Annotated in this window: 13 protein-coding genes; 1 reads left to right on the forward strand and 12 read right to left on the reverse strand. The window is 45.5% G+C overall.

Annotation, left to right across the window (positions count from 1 at the left end):
* Positions 1-111 precede the first annotated feature (111 nt).
* Positions 112-825 (forward strand): response regulator transcription factor, encoded by a 714-nt coding sequence (locus AC58UX_RS09600; RefSeq protein WP_497251809.1) that lies wholly within the window; start codon positions 112-114, stop codon positions 823-825.
* 62 nt (positions 826-887) lie between these two features.
* Here AC58UX_RS09600 and AC58UX_RS09605 read toward each other — a convergent pair whose 3' ends face one another.
* The 12 genes from AC58UX_RS09605 to AC58UX_RS09660 form a co-directional block, all read right to left on the reverse strand.
* Positions 888-2,435 (reverse strand): MDR family MFS transporter, encoded by a 1,548-nt coding sequence (locus tag AC58UX_RS09605; protein WP_497251811.1) that lies wholly within the window; start codon positions 2,433-2,435, stop codon positions 888-890.
* A 45-nt stretch (positions 2,436-2,480) separates the two neighbouring features.
* A complete protein-coding gene (locus AC58UX_RS09610; RefSeq protein WP_497251813.1) occupies positions 2,481-3,221 on the reverse strand; it encodes a hypothetical protein in 741 nt (246 codons plus the stop codon).
* A gap of 25 nt (positions 3,222-3,246) precedes the next feature.
* Positions 3,247-3,924: a bactofilin family protein gene (locus AC58UX_RS09615; RefSeq protein WP_497251815.1), complete on the reverse strand. Its 678-nt coding sequence runs from the start codon at positions 3,922-3,924 to the stop codon at positions 3,247-3,249.
* Between the two features lie 13 nt (positions 3,925-3,937).
* Entirely contained in the window at positions 3,938-4,567 is a 630-nt protein-coding gene (locus tag AC58UX_RS09620) for a YhbD family protein (RefSeq protein ID WP_497251817.1), read from the reverse strand.
* Between the two features lie 142 nt (positions 4,568-4,709).
* Positions 4,710-5,696 carry a class 1b ribonucleoside-diphosphate reductase subunit beta gene (gene nrdF / locus AC58UX_RS09625; RefSeq protein WP_497251819.1) on the reverse strand — a complete coding sequence of 329 codons (987 nt, stop codon included), beginning with the start codon at positions 5,694-5,696 and terminating at the stop codon, positions 4,710-4,712.
* 21 nt (positions 5,697-5,717) lie between these two features.
* Complete coding sequence (gene nrdE / locus AC58UX_RS09630) at positions 5,718-7,802, reverse strand: class 1b ribonucleoside-diphosphate reductase subunit alpha (RefSeq protein WP_497251821.1); 2,085 nt, start codon at positions 7,800-7,802, stop codon at positions 5,718-5,720.
* Positions 7,789-8,148 (reverse strand): class Ib ribonucleoside-diphosphate reductase assembly flavoprotein NrdI, encoded by a 360-nt coding sequence (gene nrdI / locus AC58UX_RS09635; protein WP_497251823.1) that lies wholly within the window; start codon positions 8,146-8,148, stop codon positions 7,789-7,791. The genes nrdE and nrdI overlap by 14 nt, the downstream gene beginning before the upstream one ends.
* Positions 8,149-8,749: 601 nt before the next feature.
* Entirely contained in the window at positions 8,750-9,838 is a 1,089-nt protein-coding gene (gene serC / locus AC58UX_RS09640) for a 3-phosphoserine/phosphohydroxythreonine transaminase (RefSeq protein ID WP_497251825.1), read from the reverse strand.
* A gap of 79 nt (positions 9,839-9,917) precedes the next feature.
* Positions 9,918-10,421, reverse strand: a complete 504-nt coding sequence (locus tag AC58UX_RS09645) for a mismatch-specific DNA-glycosylase (RefSeq protein WP_497252149.1) — start codon at positions 10,419-10,421, stop codon at positions 9,918-9,920.
* Positions 10,422-10,444: 23 nt separating this feature from the next.
* Positions 10,445-11,680: a DUF1501 domain-containing protein gene (locus AC58UX_RS09650; protein WP_497251827.1), complete on the reverse strand. Its 1,236-nt coding sequence runs from the start codon at positions 11,678-11,680 to the stop codon at positions 10,445-10,447.
* 11 nt (positions 11,681-11,691) lie between these two features.
* The gene (locus AC58UX_RS09655; protein WP_497251829.1) at positions 11,692-13,020 is read right to left on the reverse strand and encodes a DUF1800 domain-containing protein; all 1,329 of its coding nucleotides are present in this window, start codon (positions 13,018-13,020) and stop codon (positions 11,692-11,694) included.
* A gap of 137 nt (positions 13,021-13,157) precedes the next feature.
* Positions 13,158-13,703 (reverse strand): NADPH-dependent FMN reductase, encoded by a 546-nt coding sequence (locus AC58UX_RS09660; RefSeq protein WP_497251831.1) that lies wholly within the window; start codon positions 13,701-13,703, stop codon positions 13,158-13,160.
* Positions 13,704-13,845: the final 142 nt, after the last annotated feature.

The raw sequence follows: 13,845 nt of genomic DNA on the forward strand, positions 1-13,845 counted from the left end.
TTATAACCGCTGATGGATTGCAATTTAACACAGGGTTAACTTAATCTTAATATCACGATGATAGAGGTACGTCATACTAGAGTTATCCTTCATTAAAGGAGTCAACCTACGATGAAAAAGAAAATTCTTATTGTTGATGACGAACCTTCCATCTCCATGTTAATTGAATTCAACCTCAAGCTTGCCGGCTTCGAGGTACACTGCGTGTTCGACGGGGAAGCTGTCTTCGGTGCGATTCAAACGTTCCGCCCTGATCTCATTGTCCTTGATCTCATGCTGCCCAAAATGGACGGCTTACAAGTATGCCGTAAACTTAGAAGCCAGAACAACCTCGTGCCTATCATTATGTTAACCGCCATGCAGGATCTTACCGATAAAATTGCCGGTTTAGACAACGGCGCAGATGATTACATGACAAAGCCATTCTCCCCGCTTGAGCTCGTCTCTCGCATTCAAGCGATCCATCGCCGCATTCAGACCTTGCCTTCTACGACAGAAGAAGCACCGATAGCGATCGGCCAAATCTCTGTCAAGGCAGAGCAGCGCGAAGTGACGATGAATGGCGCGCCTGTTGAGCTTACGCCGAAGGAATTCGAACTGCTTCTTTTCCTCTGCAAGCATCGTGGCAAAGTGCTTAGCCGGCAGCAGCTGCTTCACGGCGTCTGGGATTATCACTTCCTTGGCGATACGCGTATCGTGGACGTTCATATCTCCCATCTGCGTGATAAGATTGAACAAAACGCCCGTCACCCTGAATACATCATGACCATTCGTAACGTCGGCTACAAGCTGACTGAGCCTGTTATCAAGGAATCGTACGCTTAAGATAATAAAAAATAGCCGCTCCCACAAGGTTGAATATACCTTGAGGAGCGGCTATTTCATTATTAAGCCTTCTGTTCCGCTGCGGCTTGCTCAGCTTGCTTATGCTCCAATGATTCGCTTAAACGTTCTTTACTCATGAGAACTGCTGCCACGACAGCTAAGGCTGTTGGAATCAGTGCCCACATGAACGTATAGCTAATTGAAGAGGACAGTCCCGCCGTAATTTTATCCAGTACAGGCGTAGGGATTTGTGCACGCATCTCAGGCGCAAGCAGAACCCTAGGGTCACTAAATGCTGGATTATCGGCCATGTTTCCTTGCCCGCTTCCAGCGAAAATCTCCTTGAGCTTCGCCGTGAAATCATTTCGTTGAATAATCCCGAATAGTGTAATCCCTAGCGTCATCCCGAGGGAACGAACGAAAGATACAGTCGCGTTCACAGAACCACGCTGCGACGGATCAAAGTGATGAATCGCTGAGTTCGAAAGCACGGAGAAACTCGCACCGATACCAACACCGACGACAATCATGCATAGTGTCACATACCAGCGGCTTGTATCTGGCTCAAGCTGTGTCAGCATGAACATACCAGCTGCTAGAATAACAACAAACACCATCATAATGTTGCGGTATGGAACTTTATTCATCAAGAAACCGCCACCCACAGCTGAGAAAACGGAGCCTACCATCATCGGTAATAGAACTAGTCCTGAATTGGTAGCTGTTCCGCCAAGCACACCTTGAATATAAATTGGGATATACACGGATGCCGTGATGAAGCCCATCCCGCTCAATAAACCAAGCGCATTACTCGTCGTAAACAAGCGATTCTTAAACATCGGAAATGAAATAATCGGTTCGATCACTTTTCTTTCAATAAAGATAAAGCAAATCGTAAGTACCGTGAACGCTGCAAATAGCCCTAGAATTACGCTGGAATCCCAAGCATATTTATTGCCGCCAAGCTCAAGAGCAAACATCATGCTGACAACGGCACCAACAAGCGTAAATGCGCCCCACCAGTCGATCTTTTGTTTCGTATGAATCGGTGATTCTTTGTAGTAGATGGCAATAAAGATAAGAGCCAAAATACCAAGCGGAATATTCACATAGAACACCCAGTGCCAGTTAATATAATCTGTAATATAGGCACCCAGCAACGGTCCGAAAATACTCGATAAACCAAACACTGCGCCGAACAAACCGCCTAACTTCCCGCGTTGTTCAACAGGCACCGTATCGAACATGATCGTGAACGCAATTGGAATGAGCGCTCCGCCACCGATCCCTTGAAGTGCACGGTAAATACTAAGCTGAACAATACTTTCTGCTGTACCGCACAGGATGGAGGCAACTAAGAATACAATTAAGCCAAAAATAAAAAATCGTTTGCGCCCGAACATATCGGACAGCTTCCCAAAGATTGGCATACCAGCCATTTCAGCCACCATATAAGCCGATGTCACCCATACAAACTTATCAAGACCACCAAGATCTCCTACGATGGTTCCCATCGCAGTAGCAACAATGGTATTGTCCATTGATGCCATCAACATTGCCAAGAGTAGACCTGCTAATACAAAGCCCACTTTATTACCATTACTTGTCATGCTTACACATTCCTTTACTTTTTGATTTCTTGTAACTATGGAGCTTTACATCTTGCGTGATCCCTTCACACTGGCACCCTTCTTTTCCTCTAGAAGCACCTTGTATTCCACCAGATCGATTTCGCACCCAGGACCAATAACGACTTGGTTGCCGCGTACTACCTTGGCACGCGTATTCTCCAAATAAATATCATCACCTTCAATCAACGAAACCGTAACTGCGGCATGCGGTGAGGGTCTGAAGAACAAGCTTAATGGATGGAGCAAACTGGCTTTACGGATTCTAATTTTCTCCCCGCCAATTTCCTTCACTGAGGAGTCTTGGAAAAGTCGAATGTCGATCTCCCCTGCGTTAAGTAGTCCTCCGACATCGAACATACCCTTCAGCTTAAAAACATCGACTTCGCAATCTCCTCCAGCAGCAACATGCCCCTTTACATCAATCCGGGTGCCCTGCATATGGCCTTTCACTTCAATTGTCCCTGAGCCCGTAAGTGTGCCAATATCCGCATCACCGCTGATACTCACCGTCCCCGAATTTTTCATTGTATCGGTTTGAACATTGCCCGTCAATGAAAATGTGCCCACGATGCCAGTATGCCCGCTCTGCAAATCACCTTCCATCTCTAGCGTGCCGACGCATCTAAGATGACTGCATGTCATATCCCCATCAATGATGCCTTCGCCAACAATTTTCACACGATCATAAAGGCCCCCTGCCGCGGTCGAGCTGCCCGTTATGCTCAAATTACCAACTGCCGAACGTTTGTTTGTGTCTGTTGTCATTATACCTCAAACCCTCCTTTCTTTGCTACAATTTTTCACTATGCTTCACTTTGGATCGTTTATCCTGTTCGAGCTTCTCCGTATATTCAATGCGTCCGATCTCGCATCCAGGTCCGATCTTAATATTCGCGCCTCTTACAACATCAGCCGTTGTATATTCCAGATAAATATGATCGCCTTCAATGGTTTGAGCCGTCAAATGATTACCGATGGCTTTAGGCAGAATCTTCAACCAACGAACCAAATCTATGCCCGGTTGCTTTTGAATCTGAATCCGCTCTCCGCCGATCTCAGCAATTTTACAATGCCCATGAAGCGTAACATGGATGGCATCCGCATTGAGCGTACCCACGTGCAGCTTGCCATTCGCTCTAAACTTCTCTGCCTCACAGCTGCCAGATATCGATGTCGAGCCATGGATCTCAAGATTTTCTCCAACATAATTGCCCTCAATCTTGGCTCTGCCATGGATACGAGTACGCTCCGCCTTCAAATTCCCATGAATGGTAAGAGTGCCGTGCATCTCAGCAGTCTCAGCAGATATGCTGCCATTGACTTCTGCTCGACCATTTACAGTAAAATTTGAGCAGCTAATATCCCCTTCCAGTCGTCCAAGACCATCAACTCTGACAGCACGAAAGTTCCCGCCATTCGAAGAACCGATTCCGTTAATTAACAAATTACGTTTCGTGTCTGCATACATATATGCCACCTCCTCACACTGTCGTTATTTTCAGCTTCAGCTCTTCTATTTTCTTCGCCACCTGCACGCGGAGCACAACCTTCACCCCATGCTCAAAATACAGCTCACTGCCCGTCGAAACGAGTAAAAATACAGTCATCCCCATCTTCCGGATAAAAATCAAATCACAGGGCTTTCCTTCAAATTTGGCAAATTGCTCTTTCATCGTCAGAAGCAGGTGCTTTCCTTCATCAAGGCTCATTTCACCAGATTGTAAGCCTTCCTCTAATAGGAACAGAAACAACGTCTCTTCAAAGCTGTATACCGCTGTCGTACCTAAAAAGGGGGAAGCATATTCAATCGTCACCAAAGAAACAATGTTACGTTTCACTAACTCTAATTTATCTATTTTCAGATCACTCGGAACGATCGAGAACACATCCGCTAATTCGTCCAGCGATAAATCATCCTTCATATTCAAAATCTTATCAATACGCGCCAGCATCTGCCCCTTTGGAAAAAACGTTTCCTGCCCAGTAAACGCCGATTTACGTATAAACCACTCCTCAGGAACTAAATTTTTACGTTTCCAGCGGTATAGTTGACCATACGATATCCCTGTAAGCTCCAGTAGTTCTTTTTTCGAGATCAAATCCTCTTCCAATCGCCATCCCTCCTTCGCCATTTCAATGTAACATAACATTGTTACGCAGTAAATCAGCCTTGAGACTGAATAAAACACAAACAAACCACCCAGCAGCCGCCGAGTGGTTCATTTCTTCATTTCTATGTTTCACAACTTAAAATTAAAATACAAAATCGTCATCCGTCAAAGCCTCGACATGGATCGTGCGCACATAACCGTTTCCTTTTTTGGAGAAAAAGTCATGCTGCTTCGTCTTCGTGCTCAGTCCGTTCAGTACAATCGGGTTGATGTCCTCTTCCGGGAACATCGGTTCAACACCCAAGTTCATAAACGCTTTATTCGCGTTATAGCGAAGGAATGCTTTCACTTCGTCTGCTAGACCTAGCGGTCCGTACAGACTGTCTGTGTAGCCTTCTTCATTCGCATGAAGCTCCTTTAACAGGGCACACAGCTTCGCATACGCCTCATCCTGCTCGAACGGGCTAAGCTCTGCGTAAACCTCTTGTGCTAACACGCCAATGTACAACCCGTGGATGCTCTCATCGCGTAGAATCAAATCAATGATTTCGCCGCTGCTCGTCATTTTACCTTGCCCAGCAAGATACAACGGATAGTAGAATCCGCTATAGAACAAGTAGCTTTCCAACAAAACAGATGAAGCCATCGCGAGATACAGATCTTTGGTCGTTTCAATATTCTCATAGTAATGTGAAATCTTGTTCGCCTTAAACTGCAAGTGTGGATTGCGCTCCACCCATTGGAATAGCTCATTAATCTCTTCTGTCGTAGACAGTGTTGTAAAAATCGAGCTATACGACTTCGCATGAATCTGCTCCATCATTCCCATGAAGCTAAGCACCGCTTTGCGCTGAAGTCCATCGACATGCTCAAGAATTTTCGGCATTCCGATGCCGCCTTGCATCGTATCTAGCAGCGTCAGGCCGCCAAGCACCTTCATATAGAGCTCGCGCTCTTGTCCGCTCAAGGTAATCCAGGACATTTTATCATCAGACAGTGGAATCTCTTCATCTGTCCAGAATTGCATAATATTTTGATTCCAGAACGTTATTGTAAAATCATCATCAGGGCGGTTCCAGTTCACCGCTTTTTTGACGATCGGCTTATTGATGGTTGGTGCACTTGTCATGAATGATAATCCCCTTCCTAATTATACCGAGCAGCTTACACATTCCTCAACGGATAGCTGATTGGTTCGTGTGTAGTAGAGCGATTTAAGTCCTTTGTGTGCCGCATACAGGTATAATCTAGCAAGTTGTCTTGTTGAAACATCACTGTTTACGTGTAAAATCGTCGAGATCCCTTGATCCACATGCGTTTGAATCTCCGAAATGAGGTCAAGTATCTTGAATTGATCCATTTGATACGCCGATTTATAGTAGAAGAAATTGTCGCGCGCCATGAATGGCATCGGATAATACGTTGTTGAGTTGGCATACGTACGTGTCTCAATCGGTTCAACAATTGGCATAACGCTTGATGTTGAATTCTGAATGTACGAGATGCTTTGCGTCGGCGCTACAGCCAAACGGTACGCATGGTAAAGACCGTGCTTCTGAACGTCACCTTGCAACGCTTTCCAGTCGTCTGGTGACGGAATCGGCATACCTTCGAATAATGCTTTCACCTTGTCCGACAGCGGGCGGTAATCGATTTCCGTATAACGGGTAAAATAGTTCCCATTCGCATACTCGGACAGCTCAAAGCCTTCGAAAGTTTGACCGGATTCTTTGGCAATCTCCATACTTTTCTCGATGGAATAGAAATTCATCGCTGCGAAGAACGTACGAACGAAATCCTTCGCTTCAGCACTCTCATAAGCAATTTTGTTCTTGGACAAATAGCCGTGCAAGTTCATAACGCCAAGACCGACAGAATGCAGCTCACGGTTCGCTTTAGCAACACCTGGCGCATTGTGAATCGTCGTCATATCACTCACCGAAGTTAGGGCAATCATGCCTTCGTGAACGGTTTCGCGCAGCTTTTTACGATCCATCACATTGGCAATGTTCATAGAAGCTAGATTACAGCTGATATCGCGTAGAATCGTATCTTCTTGACCGTAATCATTAATTTCTGATGTTTCCTGCAGTTGGAAAATTTCCGTACAAAGATTGGACATCTTAATCGTCCCGATCCCCTTCAGGGCATGATCCTTATTCGCATTTGTACGATTCATCATATATGGATAACCGGATTCCAGTTGAGTAGTCGCAATTTTGGTCAGCATATCACGTGCATTCATGATTGCTTTCTTTTTCACTTTAGGATTCGCTAAAAGCTCATCATACATTTCATCCAAATCAAGATCATCTAGATGCTTGCCATAGGCTTGAAGAACGGTGTAAGGTGCAAAAATATGTAGAGGCTTATTCTCCTCTGCCAGCTTATAAAACTTATTCGGTACAATAAGTCCGATGGAGAGAGTTTTCAAACGGGATTTCTCATCCGCGTTAATTTTCTTGCTATCCAGGAATTCCAATACGTCCCAGCCAAAAATGTTGTAATACGCCGCGCCTGAACCTTTGCGTTGCCCCATTTGATCCGCGTAGGAGAATGCATCCTCCATCAGCTTAAGAACAGGGATAATTCCTTTGGCTGCGCCCTCAACGCCTTTAATCGTTTCACCGCGCCCGCGAAGCTTAGATAAATTCACAGCTACTCCGCCGCCAATTTTGGAAAGCTGCATGCACGTTGCGAGTACATAGTTGATGGAATTTAAGGAATCGTCCATTTCCAATAAGAAGCAGGATACCATTTCGCCTCGACGACTCTTGCCTGCGTTCAGGAATGTAGGTGTTGCTGGCTGCAAGCGTTGCTCCATCATAGACAGGGCCAGCACTCGCGCTGTTTCCGCGTTTCCGCGTCCTAAGTATAAAGCTACGATCGCTACGCGATCTGGGAAATGCTCGAGGTATAACGTCTTATCATCACTGCGTAAAGCATAATCTGTATAAAATTTCGAAGCTGCCATATATGATGCGAACTTGAATTGATTGTCATGTGCCACTTGATACACGCTGTTTACTTCATCTTCGGTGTATTTGTCATAAACGTTTTCGTAGAAGTTATTATCGATCATGTATCGAACCTTCGAAGAGGTATCGGGGAATGCGAGGCTTCGGCTGTGAACTTCCTTCATGAATACTTCAACAGCTTCTTTATCCTTCTCTAATTGAAAAAAACCATCCGTACCGCGTTGCATTAATTCATTATTAAGTTCAATGTGCCGCAATTGCTTGTACCCCCTGAACAAATCGTTCTACGTCATTTTTGGTGCCTGATAATTCAAATTTGGTTAAAACGGGAACATCATAAAGCGCTGAGATCGTATCTGCGCTTTTGGCGAAGCCGTCTCCCCAGTTGCGGTTACCGCTAGCTGCAACGCCTTGAAGTTGAGAAGAATTACTTTCTAGGAACGAAGCTACCTTTGGAGGAATTTGACCAAATCCAGTTGTATACGTGACTAGAACGAATGGCTCGTCCATCGTCATAGCTTCCTCAATTTGAACCGCGGGCATTTGGAGTTTCGCAATAAAACGGCGAACATTTCCAGTCTTCGAATCGTAAGCAATCAACATAGCTTCCGTCTCCTATCATCTCAATTCTCTCTCTTGTGTCATCTCTAGTGGGTAACCTATATGTAGTGAATAGTCTAATTCTATCGTCTGTCATACTAGGGTGTAGACTAACCGTATTCGACAGAATCTGCATTTCCTTAACTGCGCCGTTAGCGGTCAAAAAAGGCTTAAAACCTGCGGTTTTGCTTGATTTTCGGCGGTATTTCAGCCTCCGTCTAGCAATCTCGCAATGCGCTTTTTATCACGACATCTAGTTGATAGATTCAAATTTATATCAATATATTGTGTTTGTCAACGAGCAAAACGACCTATTGACACCACAAAAACTCCCCGAAAACAGCTAATCCTAGACGTGGCGTGGCTCGCTGGGTTTAGAAAAAATATTTTCAAAAATCACTTGATTTTTTCGGATATGTCGAAATGACTAGGACGTTAATCCCCTACTAGATATAGATTCAAAACCACCATTAATAACCACCTCCAGAACCTCTCAGAGACCCTCTACAGGCATCCAAACACTAGGATCGATAACTCATGCCTCCAACGCAAAAAAAGCTATTCACGCGCACACGAGGTGCCATGAATAGCTTTTTATCATCTACTAGCTGTTGCGTTGTTGGAAATCCGTCATGAAATCAGCAAGTGCTTTACATGAAGCGTAAGGTACAGCGTTATACGTGGATGCACGTAAACCGCCAACGCTACGGTGACCTTTCAACCCAACAAAGCCTTGCTGCTCGGTTTCTTTAATGAACTTCTTCTCCAGCTCTTCATCCTGCAAGCGGAATGTAATATTCATTGTGGAACGGCTGCCTAGCTCAACTGGTCCGCGGTAGAAACCATTGCTGCTGTCGATAGCGCTATAGATAAGACCTGATTTTTCTACATTATTCTTCTCAATAACCGCTAATCCGCCTTGCTCTTCAATCCATTTCAACACCAAATTCACCATGTAAATCGAATAAGCCGGTGGCGTGTTGTAGAGGGAATTGTTTTTGCTATGCGTTTCATAGCGCATCATGGTCGGAATCGTTTTAGGCAGATCCTGCAGCATATCATCTTTAATAATGGCAACCGTCACACCAGACGGTCCAAGATTCTTCTGTGCACCCGCATAGATCATGCTGAATTTCGACACATCCACAGGACGGCTAAGAATATCACTGGACATATCACCGATCAAAGGGATGTTGCCTGTATCTGGATAGCTTTGGAACTGCGCGCCTTCGATTGTTTCATTCGATGTGATGTGCAGGTAAGCTGAATTCGGATCTAGGTTAATTTCACTTAGAGCAGGAATTTTCATGAATTTCTGTTCCTTCGAGCTTGCCGCAAGTGCCACTTCGCCAAATAGCGCAGCCTCTTGAACAGCTTTCTCAGCCCAAGCACCAGTAAGAACGTAACTACCCACTTTACCGGCTTTCAAGAAATTCATAGGAATCATAGCAAACTGGGAGCTTGCCCCACCTTGCAAGAAAAGAATTTGGTAGCCAGCAGGAATACCAAAAATTCGCTTCAACAATTCCTGTGTTTCATTATGTACTTGCTCATATTCGCTACTTCGGTGAGAAATTTCCATGATGGACATGCCAATACCTTTAAAATCAACAAACTCCTCTTGCGCTCTTTGAAGTACTTCGAGCGGTAACGCCGCAGGCCCTGCGTTAAAGTTATAGGCCCTGTTTCCCATGAGTGACCACACCTTTGCTTTTGTATTATGGCTATGATAGCAATATTCTGTTCAAGCATCAAGTAAAACCTCAAACAAGCTATGCAAGCGCAGCCACAATACCACTGTAAATGGCAACCATTTCCTCCAGCTTCATCCGAACAAGTCCACTGGAAGACGGGCATACATAATCAATGACACCGTCTACCATCGGGCTCGGTTGTTCCCCCCAGACAATGCCTCTGCGGCCGCTATATTGTTCGTAAACGCCTTTTCCCACGAAACAAACAACCTTAGGCCGGTAATTCTCTATTTTCTTTTTTAAAATAAGTCTGCCCTCACGGTACTCTTCTGGCGTAATTTCCGCGGCTGTCAACGAAGGTCGTGACACAATATTCGTAAAGCCGTAGCCGATTTGAAGCATGTCTCCGTCTTCCTGAGGCTTATAGAGCCGAGGTGTTATTCCCGCTTGAAATAATATGCGGTAAAATCGATTGCTCGGATTCGCATAATGATGTCCCGTTTCCCCGGAGCGGATACTAGGGTTATAGCCAACGAAGAGAATTTGCAAATCCTCCCTAATATGATCTGAAATCGCCGCCAGTTCCACCAGCGCACCTCTTCCTTTTAAATAAACTTTAAATTTTCGTATGTCTTGCCTAGAACAGTTGTTGTGTCACCTTTTAACCACGAATCAATGATCGTGCTATATACGGAACGGAAATCCACTTCATACTTCAGATCACCGTTGTCCAAATTACTTAAGCTTGGGTAGCTTCCATACAATCCACCCTTCACCTTTCCGCCAATGACGAACATCGGTGCCGCTGTTCCGTGGTCAGTTCCTCCGCTTCCATTCTCCTTCGCACGGCGGCCAAACTCAGAGAACACCATGATCGCTACACGATCCTGCAGCCCCTGAGCCTGCAAATCCTGATAGAACGCCGTCAGGCCTTCATCCACTTGCGTCAGCATTTGAGCATGCTGCAGCTTCTCATCGGCATGATCATCAAATCCGCCAACTTCGACTTGGAAGAGCCGCGTACCCGACTTTCCTGCCAACAGCTTCGTCACAAGCTGCAAATCCCTAGCAAAATTCGTATTCGGATACTCAATTTTCTGCGTATACGTCGCGGCTAGTGATTGGATCGCTTCAACGCTTTTGTACGCATCTGAGCCTCTTGTCGCGGCAACTCGCAGCTGTTCTAGACGCTGGGATCCGCCGTACATATCTAAGAAAGCTTTGGTCATTCTATTCTTGTCCATTAAGGCCGTCTTCGGGTCAAATACATGATAGGACTCCAGCGATTGAATCACTGGGAAGCTGGATCGGTCCGAAGCGAACGCTTTGCTGCTTGAACCGCCAATTTGAATCGCTTTTAGCGGATTTGCACTGCTTTGTAAGGAAGATTCCGCGTATCTGGCCAGCCAGCCGCTGCGGCTCATCTTGGCAGGCTCTGCCGTTTGCCAAATCTCCATGGAACGAAAGTGAGAACGATTAGGCTCTGGATATCCAACTCCTTGTATGATAGCCATTTTGCCTAACTTATACAACGCTGCCAAGCCTATGAGACTTGGATGCAAGCCAACATGCTGATCAAGTGCCAGTATTTCCTTCTGCTGGTAAGCAAGTGAGGGCCGCGAATCATAATAAATACCCTGTCCATAAGGGATCAATGTATTAATACCGTCATTGCCGCCGTTTAATTGCACAACCACCAACACCGGGTCTTCAACGTCGTCTGATGCTGAGGCTCCGGACCATAGTGATTTACCCGTCTCTGTGAAAAGTGCTCCGCCAAGCCCAAGGGTTGCGAAAAACGCCGTACCTTTGATCAGAAAGTCTCTTCTCGTTAATTTCACACAATTCCCTCCTATTTCATCTGAGCTTCAGGACTAATGAAGACGAGCTGCAATAAGCCGCGCAGGCCTGTCGTTTTCTGTTTCGACTGATTGGTATGTACGATGGTGTCGTCTGCATAGGCGCTCAAACTCATCTGTGTTTGCTCAGACAACTCAGTGATTCCTATGAGCTGTGCGTAGTACTTCACCCATGCTGTTGAAGACTCGGTTTGATCGGGCTTGAACTCTGGTGAGACTAACCGTTGTCCATTTATTTGTTTCGCAATGCTCTCAGCAAATTGATACCTTGCCAACAAACAGTTCGTTGTGAGCCAAGAGGCGCCCCCTCGCCAGCCTGCAACATCTGGAGGGACGAATAGTTCCTGCCCCATCTTCCGCATCGCTTGCGCATGCCCCTTGGCGACAGTGAGCTTGCAGCACTTCAGAATACCCGCTACATAATCAGCCGGCGTTTTAACCAATGCCATCCTATGATTCTCTGAGTAGAACTCATCGGATAGGAAAAGCTCCTGCAGCACCTCTCCCACTGTGGACTTCTGCGCGATGAGCGCTGCTAAGGTCTGAACCCAGCTGTCCGATGGCGTCTCGGTCGCAAAATACTGCAACAGCTTCTCAGCCAAAAAAGTTGGCAATGCTTTTTGATGAAATAAAATATCAATCACATCGTCAGCGTCCAGTTTGCCACTTTCCCCTAGGAATGTTTTGGGATCGTTATCGTGCTGTTTGGCATTGTAGTTGACTTTATGTTCATTTTTATTATAAGACCAGCCTGTGAATGCCCGCGCTGACTCCTGCACATCCATCTCGGTATAGTGACCGATGCCCAGAGTAAATAGCTCCATTACCTCTCGGGCATAATTCTCATTGGGCTTGCCCTTTTTGTTCTGATTCACATCCAGCCAGATCATCATGGCAGGATCCTTGCCGATTTCGATTAGCAGTTGTTTAAAATTGCCTAGGGCATATTTTCGAAAGAGTTCATTTTGCCGTACCATAAGCTCCGCATCCTTGACCTTGTAATTCGCCGTCGCAAAATGCCCATGCCAAAATAACGTCATCTTCTCAATAAGCGGCGCAGGTGTGTTTACCATCCGATATAGCCAAAACATCTGTTGATTCACTAGTAAAGTTGGGTCCAAAGCTTTCTTTCCGTCTGCTTGAAATTGATCAAACGAAACTAACTTCGGAGCTTTATCCATCAAAGGTTCTCCGCTTACTAAACGTCGAACCGTTTCATCACGTCCTAGCGATAAGCATGCCGCAACTTCTTCTCTCGTTGAACCGAATCCTGCGCGCCCTAAAAGATGAACCACTTCCTTGTCCGTCCACTGAAAGCCCATGAACTCCCTCCGCCCGTTTTTTTCCATACTGTACCATATAAATGTGTCAAAAGTGTGTAGAATGAGAAAAAACCAAGTCATGTTGACTTGGTTTAGCAAGGCATGCCCTTATGCTGCTGCGGCGGTTACACTTCCATTTATTTCTTAAGCTGTGCAGCAAGCTGTACAAAGGACGCCACTACGCGTCGAACACGCTTATCTACATCAGGGTGAATGTCCTCGAAGCTAACATCTCCGCGGAAGCTTTTGCGTTGATCACCGCCAATTGAAATCCATTCCGGGCAGTTAATGCCATGTAAATTGCGGACTGTCGTCTGCATCTGTGTCAGCGAACTGACAGCAACCGCCCCGCCAGATGAGCTAACGGACAAAACAGCCTTGTTATTGAAATGATCCTTACCAACATGATCAAGCGCATTTTTCAAAACGCCTGACATTCCGCTGTGATACTCTGGCGTTGCCAATACAATCGCATCAGCAGACAGCATCGCTTGTTTAAACGCCACAAGCGATTCGTTATTGTCACCTTCATCTTCAGGTGAATAGAATGGCAGCGGCGTCTTGTATAAATCGAACAACGTTACTTTATGGTGTTCCTGCGTCGCCAAATGCTGAATATATGCAGCAAGTCGTGTACTTGTGGCAGCTCCGTGATTGCTACCTGCTACAATTGTAATTTTCATTATTTTCATCCTTCCTAATTCTAATTATATAAGTAAAGCCCTATCGAGGCATTTCTAACCACCAGCTACCTCTCCATCAGTTGAGAAATGTAAAAGTGCAACTTTTCTCTATTGAAAACATGATTTCAGCTAAAATTGATGC

Source organism: Paenibacillus sp. J22P90 (assembly GCF_059692195.1).

Coding starts and splice junctions, on each gene's coding strand:
- AC58UX_RS09600 (WP_497251809.1), top strand. CDS start 112: ATGAAAAAGAAAATTCTTATTGTTGATGACGAACCTTCCATCTCCATG.
- AC58UX_RS09605 (WP_497251811.1), bottom strand. CDS start 2,435: ATGACAAGTAATGGTAATAAAGTGGGCTTTGTATTAGCAGGTCTACTC.
- AC58UX_RS09610 (WP_497251813.1), bottom strand. CDS start 3,221: ATGACAACAGACACAAACAAACGTTCGGCAGTTGGTAATTTGAGCATA.
- AC58UX_RS09615 (WP_497251815.1), bottom strand. CDS start 3,924: ATGTATGCAGACACGAAACGTAATTTGTTAATTAACGGAATCGGTTCT.
- nrdF (WP_497251819.1), bottom strand. CDS start 5,696: ATGACAAGTGCACCAACCATCAATAAGCCGATCGTCAAAAAAGCGGTG.
- nrdI (WP_497251823.1), bottom strand. CDS start 8,148: ATGTTGATTGCTTACGATTCGAAGACTGGAAATGTTCGCCGTTTTATT.
- serC (WP_497251825.1), bottom strand. CDS start 9,838: ATGGGAAACAGGGCCTATAACTTTAACGCAGGGCCTGCGGCGTTACCG.
- AC58UX_RS09655 (WP_497251829.1), bottom strand. CDS start 13,020: ATGGGCTTTCAGTGGACGGACAAGGAAGTGGTTCATCTTTTAGGGCGC.
- AC58UX_RS09660 (WP_497251831.1), bottom strand. CDS start 13,703: ATGAAAATTACAATTGTAGCAGGTAGCAATCACGGAGCTGCCACAAGT.